The organism is Rheinheimera sp. F8 (assembly GCF_001518915.1).
In genome coordinates this window covers 2,764,329-2,779,540 of record NZ_CP013656.1, presented here as the reverse complement: position 1 = coordinate 2,779,540, position 15,212 = coordinate 2,764,329, and the positions used below count along the sequence as shown (strand labels likewise).

Annotated in this window: 14 protein-coding genes; 6 read left to right on the top strand and 8 right to left on the bottom strand. The window is 49.5% G+C overall.

Annotation, left to right across the window (positions count from 1 at the left end; genetic code table 11):
* Window positions 1–18: 18 nt before the first annotated feature.
* From pspC to pspA, 3 genes are read right to left on the bottom strand one after another with little or no spacing between them, the layout of a single operon-like run.
* Window positions 19–429: an envelope stress response membrane protein PspC gene (pspC, locus tag ATY27_RS12455; protein WP_208930965.1), complete on the bottom strand. Its 411-nt coding sequence runs from the start codon at window positions 427–429 to the stop codon at window positions 19–21.
* The gene (gene pspB / locus ATY27_RS12450) at window positions 422–658 is read right to left on the bottom strand and encodes an envelope stress response membrane protein PspB (RefSeq protein ID WP_208930964.1); all 237 of its coding nucleotides are present in this window, start codon (window positions 656–658) and stop codon (window positions 422–424) included. The genes pspC and pspB overlap by 8 nt, the downstream gene beginning before the upstream one ends.
* 25 nt (window positions 659–683) lie before the next feature.
* On the bottom strand, window positions 684–1,352 hold the full coding sequence (gene pspA, locus ATY27_RS12445) for a phage shock protein PspA (protein ID WP_208930963.1): 669 nt from the start codon (window positions 1,350–1,352) through the stop codon (window positions 684–686).
* A gap of 183 nt (window positions 1,353–1,535) precedes the next feature.
* On the opposite strand from pspA, the gene pspF reads away from it, so the two are divergent.
* From pspF to ATY27_RS12415, 6 genes are read left to right on the top strand one after another with little or no spacing between them, the layout of a single operon-like run.
* On the top strand, window positions 1,536–2,627 hold the full coding sequence (gene pspF, locus ATY27_RS12440) for a phage shock protein operon transcriptional activator (RefSeq protein ID WP_208930962.1): 1,092 nt from the start codon (window positions 1,536–1,538) through the stop codon (window positions 2,625–2,627).
* Window positions 2,624–4,234, top strand: a complete 1,611-nt coding sequence (locus ATY27_RS12435) for an ABC transporter substrate-binding protein (protein ID WP_208930961.1) — start codon at window positions 2,624–2,626, stop codon at window positions 4,232–4,234. Before pspF ends, ATY27_RS12435 begins: the two co-directional genes overlap by 4 nt.
* Window positions 4,231–5,250 (top strand): ABC transporter permease, encoded by a 1,020-nt coding sequence (locus tag ATY27_RS12430; protein ID WP_208930960.1) that lies wholly within the window; start codon window positions 4,231–4,233, stop codon window positions 5,248–5,250. The genes ATY27_RS12435 and ATY27_RS12430 overlap by 4 nt, the downstream gene beginning before the upstream one ends.
* Window positions 5,250–6,143, top strand: coding sequence for an ABC transporter permease subunit (locus ATY27_RS12425; protein WP_208930959.1), 894 nt, complete (start codon window positions 5,250–5,252; stop codon window positions 6,141–6,143). The genes ATY27_RS12430 and ATY27_RS12425 overlap by 1 nt, the downstream gene beginning before the upstream one ends.
* Window positions 6,143–7,144 carry an oligopeptide/dipeptide ABC transporter ATP-binding protein gene (locus ATY27_RS12420; RefSeq protein ID WP_208930958.1) on the top strand — a complete coding sequence of 334 codons (1,002 nt, stop codon included), beginning with the start codon at window positions 6,143–6,145 and terminating at the stop codon, window positions 7,142–7,144. The genes ATY27_RS12425 and ATY27_RS12420 overlap by 1 nt, the downstream gene beginning before the upstream one ends.
* Window positions 7,137–7,904: an ATP-binding cassette domain-containing protein gene (locus tag ATY27_RS12415; RefSeq protein WP_208930957.1), complete on the top strand. Its 768-nt coding sequence runs from the start codon at window positions 7,137–7,139 to the stop codon at window positions 7,902–7,904. The genes ATY27_RS12420 and ATY27_RS12415 overlap by 8 nt, the downstream gene beginning before the upstream one ends.
* A gap of 128 nt (window positions 7,905–8,032) precedes the next feature.
* Here the strand turns inward: ATY27_RS12415 and ATY27_RS12410 are convergent, their stop codons facing one another.
* From ATY27_RS12410 to clpP, 5 genes are all read right to left on the bottom strand, one after another.
* On the bottom strand, window positions 8,033–9,955 hold the full coding sequence (locus ATY27_RS12410) for a SurA N-terminal domain-containing protein (RefSeq protein ID WP_208930956.1): 1,923 nt from the start codon (window positions 9,953–9,955) through the stop codon (window positions 8,033–8,035).
* Between the two features lie 190 nt (window positions 9,956–10,145).
* The gene (gene hupB / locus ATY27_RS12405; protein ID WP_031565609.1) at window positions 10,146–10,418 is read right to left on the bottom strand and encodes a nucleoid-associated protein HU-beta; all 273 of its coding nucleotides are present in this window, start codon (window positions 10,416–10,418) and stop codon (window positions 10,146–10,148) included.
* A gap of 210 nt (window positions 10,419–10,628) precedes the next feature.
* The gene (gene lon, locus ATY27_RS12400; RefSeq protein ID WP_208930955.1) at window positions 10,629–13,025 is read right to left on the bottom strand and encodes an endopeptidase La; all 2,397 of its coding nucleotides are present in this window, start codon (window positions 13,023–13,025) and stop codon (window positions 10,629–10,631) included.
* 227 nt (window positions 13,026–13,252) lie between these two features.
* Window positions 13,253–14,533 carry an ATP-dependent protease ATP-binding subunit ClpX gene (clpX, locus tag ATY27_RS12395; protein ID WP_208930954.1) on the bottom strand — a complete coding sequence of 427 codons (1,281 nt, stop codon included), beginning with the start codon at window positions 14,531–14,533 and terminating at the stop codon, window positions 13,253–13,255.
* Window positions 14,534–14,603: 70 nt separating this feature from the next.
* On the bottom strand, window positions 14,604–15,209 hold the full coding sequence (clpP, locus tag ATY27_RS12390; protein ID WP_244151437.1) for an ATP-dependent Clp endopeptidase proteolytic subunit ClpP: 606 nt from the start codon (window positions 15,207–15,209) through the stop codon (window positions 14,604–14,606).
* Between the last annotated feature and the right edge of the window lie 3 nt (window positions 15,210–15,212).

Sequence of the window (15,212 nt, the reverse complement as noted above, 5' to 3'; positions counted from 1 at the left end):
AGCGGCTATTGCCGCCTGTTAAAGTTTATTAAACTCGCGATGTAACTGGAACTTACTGGACGTTACATAAGACTCCATATCCCGCAGCCGGTATTCAATGCTGTCAAACTGTTGTTTCAGATGATTCAGTGCACGCGGTGGTGCTTCACCACGTTGCCAGACGCGGGTTTTCACCTCGACTGGCCGCTCTGCAGCAGCGCGAACTGGTTCGCCACTGCGTTGTTCGGCGACCGATTTTTTCTCCAGCACTATCCAGCCAACCAGGTACAGGACCGGTAAAATCCCGCCGAAACCCAGTAAAACGGACGCCAGCACAACTACACGAACCAGCCACAGTTCCCAACCGAAGTAATCGGCAATGCCGGCACAGACCCCGGCGATTTTGCCGTTGCGGTCATCCCGCAACAGCTCGCGACGTTTGCTACTCATGTTTACGCCTCCAGTTTGGTGCGTCAGCATCCAGGATGGCCTCCAGCGTTTTGATCCGGTCCGCCATTCGCTCAGCTTTCAATGATAAATCATTCAGTTGCGCCAGTTCATGTTCGGACAGGCCTTCTGAAATTTTGCGTTTGCTGCGATAGTGCATAATGATCCAGATCGGTGCCACACAAATCATAAAGATGATCATCGGTATCGCAAAAGCTTCGGTAATATCCATGTTCGGCTCCAGAAACGCCTGACAATCAGGCGTTATTCTCTTGGTTCATTTTTGCTTTCAGCGCTGCCAGTTCAGAGTCAATTTTGTCCTGAGAAGCCAGCTCTGCAAATTCATCGCGCAGAGTCTTTTTACCTAAGTCGTAAGATTCGACCTGAGCTTCCAGATTGTCGATCTTTTGTTCGTAACGTTCAAACTTATACATCGCGTCGTTTAAGCGGGTGCTGTCCAATGATTTCTTCACTTCTAAGCGGGACGCAACCGTTTGCTGACGCATCAGCATAGTTTTCTGCCGCGCTTTAGCATCCGCCAGCTTTTCCTGCAGCTGTGATACTTCGTCTTGCAACTTGCTGATATGTAAATCTAAATTTGCAATGTCAGCGTTAACAGCAGCGGCCTGATCTGCAGCTTTTTGTTTTTCGATTAACGCAGAGCGGGCTAAATCGTCCCGATCTTTGCTCAGCGCCAGTTCGGCTTTACCTTGCCAGTCGGCCACATCTTCTTCCAGTCGGCTGACGACACGCTGTAATTCTTTTTTCTCTGCGATGGTTTTGGCAGAGGTTGAACGCACCTCAACTAACGTATCTTCCATTTCCTGAATGATCAGGCGAACCATTTTTTCCGGATCTTCAGCTTTATCTAACAGTGCGTTGATATTTGAATTCACGATGTCTGAGAAGCGAGAGAAAATACCCATGATGTTTACCCCGTTTGGTGTCTGATTGAGTCAGATATTCTTATTCAGGATCCTTGCCAACTCTGCAAACAAACTTAAGTTATTGTATTTGAATGCTTTATTTATTTTCACTAAAAGCTGTCACCAAAGCCTGCTTTCAAATAGACTACTAATTAGCAAATTTAACCACTAAATGGCAGTCCCATGGCACGCGCATTTCAACAAGACAACCTGATTGGCCAATCTAACAGTTTTCTCAACGTATTGGATCAGGTGTCTCAGATTGCCCCATTGAATAAACCAGTACTCATTATTGGCGAACGCGGTACCGGTAAAGAGTTAATCGCAGCGCGACTACACTACTTATCGCAACGCTGGGATCAAAATTATCTGACGCTGAACTGTGCTGCTCTAAATGAAAATCTGCTGGAAAGTGAGCTATTTGGCCACGAGGCAGGCGCTTTTACCGGTGCCAGTAAACGCCATGAAGGTCGCTTTGAACGCGCTAATTTCGGCACTTTATTTCTAGACGAACTGGCCAATACCCCGGGGCTGGTGCAGGAAAAGTTGCTGCGGGTGATTGAATACGGCGAATTTGAACGAGTCGGCGGCAGCAGGCCGATTAAAGTCGATGTGCGGTTGGTCTGTGCGACCAACGAAGATTTACCTGGCATGGCTGAGCGCGGCGAGTTTCGTGCTGACCTTTTAGACCGCCTGGCCTTTGACGTGATCACGTTACCGCCAATGCGCGAGCGGCAGGAAGATATCATGCAACTGGCGGAACACTTCGCAATCAATATGGCGCGCGAACTGAACTTCGAGCTGTTCAGCGGTTTTAGTGACAGAGCCAAACGCCAACTGATGGATTACGACTGGCCTGGCAATGTGCGGGAATTAAAAAATGTGGTCGAACGCAGTGTCTATCGCACCAACAATCCCTATGTGCCGGTGCATGATATTCTGTTTGATCCTTTTGCGTCGCCATTCCGACCATTGGCTAGGGTCAGGACTGTTGACCGCCAGGTCAGTGCGCCTATCGCAACTACGGGCGCCAGCTCTGCTCCCCATGTGGTACACACACCGGTACCGACACATGCGACATCGGCATTACAATTTGATTTTTCCCAACTGCAGGATTTTAAACTGCTGTCTGAAAACTACGAAGTAACCCTGATTAAGCAAGCACTGGCTGCCTGCCAGTACAACCAGAAAAAGACTGCGGATGCGTTAAATCTGACGTATCATCAACTTCGTGGTTATATGAAAAAATACAAATTGTTAGACAGCCAACAATGAATTCAACCCCATGCCGCTTAGGCAGCCTCAGTCTGGTACTGTGGTTGGCTGCCTGCCAACCGGCCAGCCCTACGGACAGCATCAATGGCCTGGTCTATTGTGCCGAAGGTTCACCTGAAACCTTTAATCCGCAACTGGTCACTTCGGGCACCACTATTGATGCCATCAGCCAACATTTGTATGACCGGCTATTAGATATCGACGCGACCAGCGGCGCATTAAAACCAGCTTTGGCGCATAGCTGGCAGGTCAGCGCCGACGGTTTGTCCTATCGTTTTAAACTCCGCCAAGATGTACAGTTTCACCACACAACGTATTTTTCACCGACGCGTGCACTGAATGCAGATGATGTCACTTTCACCTTTAACCGGATGTTATTGGTTGATCATCCATTTTTTCAGACGGCAACAGAATACCCATACTTTGACAGTATCGACTGGCGTCAGCGCATTCAAAGCGTCACCGCACTTGGCAGCGATGAAGTCGAATTCCGCTTGAATCAGCCCGACAGCTCATTTTTATCAGTACTCGCGACCGACTTTGCTGCCATTTTATCGGCGGAATATGGTTATGCTCTGGTGCAAAGCAACCAGAAAGCGCAACTGGATTTACTGCCGATCGGCACCGGGCCTTTTATGTTCCGCGAATATCAAAAAGATGTGCTGATCCGATATTACCGCCATCCGGCATATTGGCGCGAACATGGCTCACTGGCGCAACTGGTGATCGATATTGTGCCGGATAATACCAAACGGCTGGCAAAACTGTTGACGCAGGAATGCGACGTTGCGCCGATCCCCCGCTTGGCAGAATTGCAAATGCTGTCAAATCGCGCCGATTTTCGCGTCGATCAACAAACCAGCATGAACGTTGGTTTCTGGGCCTTTAATACGCAAAAAGCTCCATTTAATCAGGTAAAAGTGCGACAGGCATTGGCCCTTGCGATTAATAAACCCAATATTCTGCAGGCGGTTTATTTCGGTCAGGCGGAAGAAGCGACCTCGGTACTGCCACCAAATTCGTGGGCATACCGGAAAGACGCTGCAGCAGACAGTTTTAACCCGGAAAAAGCCCGCCAGTTATTACAAGAAGCCGGTTATCCCAATGGCTTTAACCTCGACATCTGGGCGATGCCCGTGCAGCGCATGTACAATCCGAATGCGCAAAAAATGGCGGAGCTGATCCAGGCTGATTTACGGGTCATTGGCGTACGGGCCCGGATTGTGTCCTATGAATGGAATACCTTTCGCCGCAAGTTAGGTCAAGGTGAACATGATTCAGTGCTGATTGGCTGGTCAGCTGATAATGCCGATCCCGACAATTTTCTGCGGCCACTGTTGAGCTGCGCTGCTGCAGTATCCGGCAGCAACCGCGCCAACTGGTGCGATGAACAATTTGACCAGTTTATTGCCAGTGCACTGCAGACGACTGATGTACCGCAGCGCCGTAGTTATTATCTGGCAGCCCAACAATATCTGCAGGAACAAATGCCACTGGTGCCTATCGCCCACTCAAAACGCTTTCAGGTTAAAAACAGCAGGGTCCAGGGGGTCAGTATCAACCCCTATGGCGGTATCAGTTTTGTCCATGCTGGGAAAACACCATGATCCTGCGTTATCTCGCCCGTCGTTTATTTTTACTTGGCTTTGTTTTTGTCGCATTGACCATCTTTGTGTTTAGCCTGAATTATCTGTTTCCAGGCGATCTGGTCAGTAACCTGACCGGATTACGGGATATCACGCCGGAACAACATCAACAGTTGCAACACACACTTGGGCTGGACCAAAGTCTGTGGCAGCAATATATCGAATATAACCACAGATTACTGGATGGTAATTGGGGACTTTCTTTCGCCAGTCAGCAGAGCGTGTTAGATGAGATTGGCCGGGTGTTGCCGGCAACGCTGGAACTGGCATCTTATGCACTGTGCCTCAGCCTGCTGGTCGGTATTCCATTAGGGCTGCTGGCGGCAGTAAAAAAAGACAGCGTGCTGGATAAGCTTATTTCGGGGCTGGCGCTGATTGGTTACTCCATGCCGGTATTCTGGCTGGCACTGGTCGGTATTATGTTGTTTTCACTGCAACTCGGCTGGCTGCCTACCTCAGGCAGACTCGGCGTTCTGTATGAAGTACCGGCCCAGACCGGCTTTGTGTTTGTCGATATTCTGCTGACACCGGCTATTGACCGCAGCGCGGCAGCTTACAATGCATTGTTACACCTTGCATTGCCGACTTTCATTCTGGCCAGTTACCCGACTAACGTGATGATCCGCTTTGTCCGACATTCGATGCTCGAAGTACTGGAACAAAACTACATCAAAACCGCCAGAGCCAAAGGTCTGTCACGCGCGCAGGTCCTGTACCGGCATGGTCTGCGCAATGCACTGCTGCCGGTCACCCGGCAGGTTGGTCTGCAATTCAGTACGTTGATCACACTCGCGATGCTGACCGAAGTCATTTTCTCCTGGCCGGGTATTGGACAATGGCTGATCGACAGCATTTATCAGCGCAATTATCCGGCGATCCAAGCAGGACTACTGGTGGTCTCGAGTCTGGTGATTTGCGTCAACATGCTGACCGAGATCCTGCATACGCTGTTTAACCCACTGGCGCGGAAGCTCTGATGAAAAAGTTGCGCTTGTATTATGAAGAGTACAATAAAAAGCCTTACCAGCTGCTGTGGCGGCATTTTATGCCACAGCACTTCGCTTTGTTTGGCCTGATTATTTTGTCTGTGCTGGTCCTGCTCGCAATCATCAGCCCTTTTATCAGTCCACATGATCCCTACTTACAGAACTCTGAGTTACTGCTGCTGGCGCCATCCTGGCAAGGCAATGGTCTGGTGTCTTATCCATTTGGCACCGACGATTTAGGGCGTGATCTGATGTCCCGGTTGATGTTGGGCGCCAGTTACAGCTTTGGTCTGGCCATACTGGCTGTATTGGGTTCGATGATTGTTGGCCTGATACTCGGAGCGCTCGCCGGTATGACACGTGGCGTCCAATCCAGTATTTTTAACCACTTACTGGATCTTGCCCTGACCATCCCCAGCCTGCTGCTGGCCATCGTGATCGTCGCTGTGCTCGGCCCTGGTCTGATGAATACGATATGGGCCATTATGCTGGCGTTATTACCGCAATTTGTTCATGGCGTTGGCAACGCCATACAACAACAACTGAAGCAGGATTATGTGGTCGCTTATCGTCTGGATGGCGCCAATAACTGGCAAATCCTCTGGTCGGTGGTATTGCCCAATCTGTGGGAGCCAGTTTCATTGTTGTTTACTATGGCATTGTCGACAGCCATTCTGGATATCGCTGCTTTAGGTTTTCTTGGCTTAGGCGCACAGGCGCCGACCCCGGAATGGGGCAGTATGGTTGCCGATGCACTGGATTCGATTTATCTGGCACCCTGGACTGTTGCCTTGCCCGGTCTATTGATTTTTATCACTGTCTTATCAATCAATCTGGTCGGCGACGGCTTGCGCAAAGCGATGAAAAAACGGCGGGAAAGCTGATGCAGTTATTGGATATCCGCAATTTGACACTGGAACTCGAAACGCCTGACGGCATTGTCAGAGCCGTTGATCGCGTTAATTTATCGCTCAAAGAAGGTGAAGTTCGCGGACTGGTTGGTGAGTCAGGTTCAGGTAAAAGTTTGATCGCCAAAGCAATTATGGGTGTATTACATGAGCGCTGGCATATCTCTGCGGATCGCTTCAGCTGGTGTGGCGAAGATTTGCTGCGCCTGCCCTATCGCCGGCAACGTGAGATTATCAGCCGGGATATCGCGATGATCTATCAAGAACCCAGCCGCAGCATGGATCCAACAGCACCTGTCGGCGAGCAGTTAGCAGAATCTGTGCCCGACCACTTAGTCGAAGGCGTCTCATGGTGGCAACGCGGTTATTTTCGCCGTAAACGCGCGGTGAATCTGTTGCATAAAGTCGGTATTCGTGATCATCAGGCAGTGTTGAACAGTTACCCCTATCAGCTGTCGGAAGGGGTGTGCCAAAAAATATCGATTGCGATGGCTATCGCCAAAGACCCTAAACTGCTGATTGCCGACGAACCTACTACCGCACTGGAAAGTACCACTCAAGCACAACTCTTTCGTTTATTGGCTAGCTTTAATCAGCTTAAAGGCACATCTATTTTGCTGATCAGTCACGAACTGGAAACGGTCGCCAAGAATACCGATACACTGAGTGTGTTGTATTGTGGTCAACTGGTTGAAGCCGGAGAAACTGCTGATCTGCTGCAGAATCCGCGACATCCCTATACCGATGCACTGATCCGCAGCGTACCGGAATTCCAGCCAGATCTCGGGTTTAAACAACAACTGTATGCTTTACACGGCAGCATCCCTACCCTGCAACATTTGCCGATCGGCTGCAGACTGGGGCCACGTTGCCCGAATGCACGCAAAGAATGTGTGAAAACACCACAACTGGAGCGCCACCAGAACCACTTCTTCAGCTGTCATTTCCCCATTCAGCGGAGCGTTGCGGATGAGTGATTTAATCGAAGTACGCAACCTTGGCAAAACTTATCGGAAAGCAACCGGCCTGTTTAACCATAAAGAAATTATAGCGCTGGCCCATGTCAGCTTTACCCTGCAGGCGGGGGAAACACTGGCGGTTGTTGGCGAAACGGGTTCAGGTAAAAGTACGCTGGCAAAACTTCTGGTTGGGATTGAACAACCGGATCAAGGCGAAATTTGGTATGCCGGCAGTCAGATTAATTGCAGTGAATATCGCAAAACCAATCAGTTTATTCGCTATATCTTTCAGGACCCCGCCCGCTCACTGAATCCGAATCAGAAAATTGCCGAGATCCTGCATGCAGTGTTGCGCTACAGTACCGTGCTGAGTTTTGATCAGCGTGAACAAAAAATCAGCCAGACGCTCAGATTACTGGGTTTATTAAATGAACATGCCAATTATTATCCGCATATGTTCTCAGGTGGACAGCTGCAACGGGTAGCCTTGGCGCGTGCGCTGATCCTGGATCCCAAAGTGTTGATTCTGGATGAGGCGCTGACAGCGCTGGATCCATCGTTACGGGCACAAATTGTCAATCTGTTGCTGGAATTACAGCAAAACACCGGTATTGCCTATCTGCTGATCACAAACCAGCTGCGGCTGGTTCGACACTTTGCCGATTATACGATGGTGTTGCATCGTGGCGAGTGTCTCGATTATGGCCCAACGGCTGAAATTTTTGCTAACCCTGTTCACGAATTCAGCCGCAAGCTGATTAACAGCGTGCAGTACTGAATCATACCGATGACCATGGACAGACATCTCCAGCTTTAATTTCAGCGTTAATGTCACCTGATGTCAGCCAACACGGCTCCAGCCATAAAAAAAGCCCGCTAAGCGGGCTTTTTTGTCTCAGTAATAAGTTACTGTTGCTCTGTCGCTGCAGTCAACACAGCCAGATTACGGCTGATTTCCGACCGTTCCCGCAGTGCCTTTTGCACAACTGCAAAGTGGGACTGACTCAGCTGGTTCGCCAGATTATCCAGTTCTGCCTGAGCTGGCTCACCTTGCGATGGAACATCAGTCACTTTGCTGACTAACACCAACGCTGCATCACCGCTTTGCAGTTTGGTGCTGCCAAAACTCACTGCTTTGTCTTTGGTTGGTTTTGCCAACTCAAACGCCTTGGTGCGGATCTCTGCATCCAACGCACCGCCAAACCGCGGGGTAGCAACGGATTTTTCCAGTGTCAGACTATTGGCAGCAACCAGTTCGCTGATCGCTTTACCGGCTTGTAATTCAGCCAGTAATGCCGCAGCTTTTTGCTGCGCCAGCTCGGCTGACTGCTCAGCAATATAAGCCGTCTGAACTTCAGTTTTCACTTCGTCAAATGACTTATTCTTCGCGGGCTGATGTTCAACCAGACGTGCGACCACGACATGCTGAGGTGCCAGTTCTACAACTTCGCTGTTCGTGCCAGCACTGATGAAATCAGCGTTAAACACCGTATCGAGAAACTTTGGCGTATTCAGCAGGCCAGGTGCTGTCGCACGGCTGAACATGGCAGCAGTTTGCACTTTGGCGCCCACTGCAGTTGCAGCCTCTTCCAGATTGTCTGCGACTTCAAAACTGACTTCGGCCAGCTTTTGTTGTAACTCTGCAAACTTCTCTGCTGATTTTTCAGTTTTGACTGCGGCAACAATAGAGTCTTTCACTTCATCAATAGTTTTCACTTTCGCTGCTTCAACTTCAGTCAGCTTGATGATGTGGTAACCGAACGACGTTTTGACCACTGCCGATAAATCACCGGCTTTGGCCAGTGCATAGGCTGCAGTTTCGAACTCAGGCTCCATCACACCTTTGGTGATGAAATCCAGATCACCACCATTTTCAGCGGACACAGTATCTGCAGAATGCTGCTTCGCCAGCGCCGCAAAATCGGCTCCGCCCTGCAGTTCTTTCAGAATCCCTTCGGCTTTGGTTTTCACATCGGCGTTGTCTTCTGCCGATTCCAGCAGGATGTGGGATACGCGACGGCGCTCCTCGCCCTGATACCGACTCAGATTCGCATTGTAATATGCACTGATATCGCCATCGTTTACCTGGATGTCTTTAGCCAAATCTGCGGCTTTTAACTCGACATATTGCAATGAAAGCTGTTCTGGTGTGGCATAACGAGCCTGATTCTGCTGATACCAGGTATTGAGCTGAGCATCATCAACTTTGACATCTTTTGCCAGATCTGTGGCTTTCACCGTGGCATATTCAATATCACGTGTTTGCTGTTGCAGCGTCATCAGCGATTTCATTTCGCCTGGCAGGGCGAAATCTGAGCCAGCCAGACCAACCAACAACTGATTCCGGCTATATTGCTCACGTAATAAATCACGCAGCTGGTTGGCTGTCAGGTTACTCTGCCGTAACACAGCCAGATAGCGATCGTTATTAAAAACACCATCAACCTGAAACTCTGGCATTTTCAGCAAAGCGTCTTTTAAAAATTGATCGCTGATCGCAATGCCAAACACAGTGCTTTGTTGTTTTAACAGCGTTTCATCGATCAAACGCTCCAATACCTGATTACGGAAATTATTCATGTAGTTGGTATCGGCAGCCAGGTTAGCGAACATCTCACCAAACTGCTGTTCCATTCGTGCGCGTTCATTCTGATAGCTTTGTTCAAACTTCGTCCGGCTGATTTCTTCGCCGTTGACCACGGCAACCGGTTGGTCGGCATTGTTACCGAAGTAGCTGCTGACGCCTGAAACCGCAAACGTCAGGATAACGAGGCCCAGCACGACCTGAGCAATAATGCCCTGCGAACCATCTCTGATCTTTTCTAACATGCTTGATTTATCTCTTTTCGCTGCAATAGCTGGCTTAAAAAAAAAGCGCATCTTATCAGATGCGCCTTTTTTATAGAAGCTGTAGAGGAACTGTAACGAGCTTAGTTGATTGTCATCTGAGCGACAGTGGCAACAGGCACGGGTTCCTTTGAGCCCGAATCACTTACCCGGCGCGCCGGATCAGCGTTTCTTAGTTCACGCTGTCTTTTAACGCTTTGCCTGGCTTGAAAGAAGGGATCTTCGCAGAAGCGATTTGGATCGTTTCGCCAGTTTGTGGGTTACGACCAGTACGGGCTGCACGCTCGCGTACTGCGAAAGTACCGAAACCAACCAGCGCAACTGAGTCACCTTCCTTTAAAGCTTCAGTAACGGCTTCGATGAACGCGTCAAGAGAACGACCCGCTGCCGCTTTAGAAATGTCTGCACCAGCAGCAATTTTGTCGATAAGTTGAGACTTGTTCACAATATCATCCCCTTCAATTGTTATTATTTTCTACAACCAGATTCAAAGTACATTCTTGTGTTCGGCCTTTGTTATATCAAGCCATAAACAGGCTTGCAAGCACAAATCCAAGGGTCCTGAAAAATTCTTGGTGTCTCGCCAGCCCTTGTCCGACAAGGGCTGCACCGAAACTGCCCCTAAATTAGCACAGCCTGAGCTTTTGAAAAGCCCCTAAACCGGATTTTTTTGGCTTTTTTTGGCTCTTGTGCTCTTTTTTTCTTCAGTGATCACAGACATACCGGTTGGCGGCTCCTGTAAAGCCAGTTCTAGCACCTCATCTATCCATTGTACCGGGCAGATTTCGATGTCGCCTTTGACGTTCTCCGGAATGTCTCTTAAGTCACGCACGTTGTCATGTGGGATCAATACTCGCTTGATACCGCCCCGGCGCGCCGCTAATAACTTCTCTTTCAGACCGCCAATCGGCAGTACTTCACCGCGCAAAGTAATTTCTCCGGTCATCGCGACATCCGCCCGTACCGGATTACCGGTCAGGCTGGACACCAGCGCCGTCACCATCGCAATACCAGCACTCGGACCATCTTTTGGTGTAGCACCTTCTGGCACGTGGATATGGATATCACGTTTTTCATAGAAATCTTCATTAATGCGCAAGGCTTCAGCCCGGCTACGGACAACCGTCATTGCCGCCTGGATGGATTCTTTCATTACATCGCCCAGCGATCCGGTATGCGTCAGCTTGCCTTTGCCCACCACTGCAGCTGCTTCAATCGTCAGCAAATCGCCGCCGACAGAAGTCCAGGCTAAACCGGTGACCTGACCAATCCGGTTGCTGTCTTCAGCTTTGCCGTAGTCAAACCGTTGCACACCTAAAAACTCTTCCAGATTTTCCTGGTTGATACGCACCGTTTTCAATGCTTTGTTCAGCAGAATTTGTTTCACTGCCTTTCGGCACAGTTTGGAGATCTCACGTTCCAGACTACGCACGCCGGCTTCCCGCGTGTAATAACGGATAATGCCGATGATGGCACTGTCTTCAACTTCCAGTTCACCTTTTTTCAGACCATTGCGCTCAATTTGCTTGCTGACTAAATGCTGCTTGGCAATATTGAGCTTTTCGTCCTCGGTGTAGCCAGATAAGCGGATCACTTCCATCCGGTCTAACAAGGCTTCCGGAATGTTCAGACTGTTACTGGTCGCAAAAAACATCACGTCTGACAGGTCGTAATCAACCTCCAGATAATGGTCGCTGAATGCTGAGTTTTGTTCCGGGTCCAGTACTTCTAACAATGCTGCCGCCGGGTCGCCACGGAAATCCGATGCCATTTTGTCAATCTCATCCAGCAGGAACAGTGGATTGCGCACACCGACCTTGGCCATTTTCTGAATGATTTTGCCAGGCATAGAGCCGATATAGGTGCGACGGTGTCCACGAATTTCCGCTTCATCCCGCACGCCACCCAGCGCCATCCGCACGTATTTGCGGCCGGTTGCTTTCGCCACGGATTGACCCAATGACGTTTTACCAACACCCGGAGGCCCCACCAGACACAAAATCGGGCCTTTTAATTTATTGACACGCTGTTGCACCGCCAGATATTCCAGAATACGTTCTTTGACCTTGTCGAGGCCATAGTGGTCAGCATTAAGGATTTCCTCTGCCAGCGCCAGATTCTTTTTCACTTTAGAACGGGACTTCCACGGCACCTGTGTCAGCCAATCGATATAAGAGCGCACCACCGTGGCTTCTGCTGACATCGGTGACATCATTTTCAGCTTAGACAATTCAGCACTGGCTTTGTCTTTCGCTTCAGTTGGCATCTGTGCCGCTTCAATTTTACGGTTAATCGCTTCGAATTCGTCCGGCGCGTCATCCAGCTCACCCAGCTCGCGCTGGATCGCTTTCATCTGCTCATTCAGGTAGTACTCGCGCTGACTTTTTTCCATCTGCTTTTTGACACGGCTGCGGATCCGGCGCTCAACCTGCAAAATGTCGATTTCGCTTTCCATCATCGCCATCAGGTATTCTAAACGCTCGGTCACGTCGATGATTTCAAGCACTTTTTGCTTGTCTTCGACTTTCAACGGCATATGCGCGGCCATCGTATCAGCCAGACGAGCGGCATCATCGATACCGGATAAAGCTGTCAGAACTTCCGGTGGGATTTTTTTGTTCAGCTTGATATAGCCTTCAAACTGATTCACCGCCGAACGCAGGAATACTTCCTGCTCGCGACTATCAAGTTCTGGTGAGGCAATGACATCGACGTAGGCCATGAAGGTTTTGTCGGTTTCAGTAAAGCCTGCCAGTTTGGCACGACGCCCCCCTTCTACCAGCACTTTCACCGTGCCATCTGGCAATTTCAGCAATTGCAGAATTGTGGCGACAGTACCGACAGTAAACAAATCAGCCTCAGCCGGGTCGTCCAGTGTCGCGTCTTTCTGCGCCACCAGAAAAATTTGCTTGTCTTTGTCCATGGCCGCATCCAGGCACTTAATGGACTTTGCCCGCCCGACGAATAATGGGATCACCATATGCGGATAGACGACTACGTCGCGTAATGCCAGCACGGGCATGTGCAAACGTTCGACTGTTGCTTCTGTCATTAGAATTACTCTCGAATTAGTTACTGCAGGCGTGAGATAAGGAGTATATGGGGTTCAAAAGCTTCAGTTCAACGCCACAGCAAAAAAAATGCCTGTTGTGACATACCTTTGATTAAATGTGCGGCAAGATATTGAATCAGGTCAAAAAAAAAGGAGCTGAAGCTCCTTTTATGATTCAACGGAAATGGCATGGATATCGATGCACCAAGCATCGCATCAAGCGCAGCTTAATGTGACTCAGCTGCTACTTTTTCCGGGTTCTGATACATCAGGATCGGTTGCGACTCGCCGCGAATAACCGTCTCATCAACGACCACTTTCGCCACATCCTGCATGGATGGCAGTTCATACATCGTCTCCAGCAATACACCTTCAACAATCGATCGCAGGCCACGGGCGCCGGTTTTGCGCTCCATTGCTTTTTGAGCGATTGCTTTGAGCGCATCTTCACGGAACTCAAGCTCAACGCCTTCCATTTGGAACAGTGCGCCAAACTGTTTGATCAGCGCATTTTTCGGTTGACTAAGAATTTGCATCAGTGCCGCTAAATCCAGTTCAGTCAACGTCGCGACAACCGGCAGACGACCGATAAACTCCGGGATTAAGCCGAATTTCACCAGGTCTTCAGGTTCCACATCACGGAAACTTTCGGTCAGACTGCGGCTGGATTCTTTGCTTTTCACCTGAGCGCCAAAACCAATACTGGAGCCTTTAGCACTGCGCTGCTCGATGATTTTATCCAGGCCGGCAAAAGCGCCACCACAGATAAACAGGATCTTCGACGTATCCACCTGCAGGAATTCCTGCTGCGGATGTTTACGGCCACCTTGTGGCGGTACAGAGGCGACTGTGCCTTCAATCAGTTTCAACAGGGCTTGCTGCACGCCTTCACCCGATACATCTCGCGTGATCGACGGATTCTCAGATTTCCGCGAAATCTTGTCGATTTCATCGATATAGACAATACCGCGCTGGGCTTTCTCTACATCGTAATCGCATTTTTGCAGCAATTTCTGGATGATGTTTTCGACGTCTTCACCAACATAACCGGCTTCGGTTAATGTGGTGGCATCCGCCATCGTAAATGGTACATCGAGCAGACGGGCCAATGTTTCTGCCAGTAAGGTTTTACCGCTACCGGTTGGGCCAATCAGCAGAATGTTTGATTTACCCAGTTCAACATCCTGTTTTTGCCCTACAGTACGTAACCGCTTGTAATGGTTATACACAGCAACGGCCAAAACTTTCTTCGCATGTTCCTGACCGATGACATAATCATCGAGGTGATTGCGGATCTCTTTTGGCGTTGGCAATTTATTACCATCGCGTTTTGGCGAAATGTCTTTGATTTCTTCACGAATAATGTCGTTGCACAGGTCAACGCATTCATCACAGATATACACCTGCGGACCTGCGATCAACTTGCGCACTTCATGTTGCGATTTGCCACAGAAAGAGCAATACAGCAACTTGTTGCTCTTCTCGCCGTCAGTGCGGTGATCAGACATGGAACTACCTCATTCTTCCCAAAGCGACGCTTTCACACCGCTTTTATTCAATCTGTGCTTAAAACTAAGCTTATTTGGCTTCGCGTTTGGTCAGGATTTGGTCGACCAGACCATAATCAACCGCTTGTTGCGCGCTTAAGAAATTGTCCCGCTCGGTATCACGGACCACTTCTTCCAGGGTCTTGCCACAATGTTCGGCCATCAGACGATTCAGTTTTTCTTTGATCGTCAGAATTTCCCGGGCGTGGATCTCAAAGTCGGTCGCCTGGCCCTGAAAACCACCTAACGGCTGATGGATCATCACGCGGGCGTTTGGCAGTGCATAGCGTTTGCCTTTGGTGCCACCCGACAACAGGAACGCGCCCATACTGGCGGCCTGCCCCACACACACGGTCGCAATATCACACTTGATATACCGCATGGTGTCGTAAATGGCGAGACCTGCAGTGACAGAGCCTCCTGGTGAATTGATATAAATGTAGATGTCTTTTTCCGGATTTTCTGATTCGAGGAACAGCAACTGCGCCACAATCAGATTAGCCATATGGTCTTCAACCTGGCCGGTCAGAAAAATAACCCGCTCTTTGAGCAGACGAGAGTAAATGTCAAAAGAACGCTCACCTTTGGCGGTTTGCTCGATGACGATGGGGACTAACGCGTTAACTAATTCATTCATATG

Excerpts from the sequence above, each read along its gene's own strand:
- pspC (WP_208930965.1), bottom strand. The coding sequence starts at position 429 with ATGAGTAGCAAACGTCGCGAGCTGTTGCGGGATGACCGCAACGGCAAA.
- pspB (WP_208930964.1), bottom strand. The coding sequence starts at position 658 with ATGGATATTACCGAAGCTTTTGCGATACCGATGATCATCTTTATGATT.
- pspA (WP_208930963.1), bottom strand. The coding sequence starts at position 1,352 with ATGGGTATTTTCTCTCGCTTCTCAGACATCGTGAATTCAAATATCAAC.
- pspF (WP_208930962.1), top strand. The coding sequence starts at position 1,536 with ATGGCACGCGCATTTCAACAAGACAACCTGATTGGCCAATCTAACAGT.
- ATY27_RS12435 (WP_208930961.1), top strand. The coding sequence starts at position 2,624 with ATGAATTCAACCCCATGCCGCTTAGGCAGCCTCAGTCTGGTACTGTGG.
- ATY27_RS12430 (WP_208930960.1), top strand. The coding sequence starts at position 4,231 with ATGATCCTGCGTTATCTCGCCCGTCGTTTATTTTTACTTGGCTTTGTT.
- ATY27_RS12425 (WP_208930959.1), top strand. The coding sequence starts at position 5,250 with ATGAAAAAGTTGCGCTTGTATTATGAAGAGTACAATAAAAAGCCTTAC.
- ATY27_RS12420 (WP_208930958.1), top strand. The coding sequence starts at position 6,143 with ATGCAGTTATTGGATATCCGCAATTTGACACTGGAACTCGAAACGCCT.
- ATY27_RS12415 (WP_208930957.1), top strand. The coding sequence starts at position 7,137 with ATGAGTGATTTAATCGAAGTACGCAACCTTGGCAAAACTTATCGGAAA.
- ATY27_RS12410 (WP_208930956.1), bottom strand. The coding sequence starts at position 9,955 with ATGTTAGAAAAGATCAGAGATGGTTCGCAGGGCATTATTGCTCAGGTC.
- lon (WP_208930955.1), bottom strand. The coding sequence starts at position 13,025 with ATGACAGAAGCAACAGTCGAACGTTTGCACATGCCCGTGCTGGCATTA.
- clpX (WP_208930954.1), bottom strand. The coding sequence starts at position 14,533 with ATGTCTGATCACCGCACTGACGGCGAGAAGAGCAACAAGTTGCTGTAT.
- clpP (WP_244151437.1), bottom strand. The coding sequence starts at position 15,209 with ATGAATGAATTAGTTAACGCGTTAGTCCCCATCGTCATCGAGCAAACC.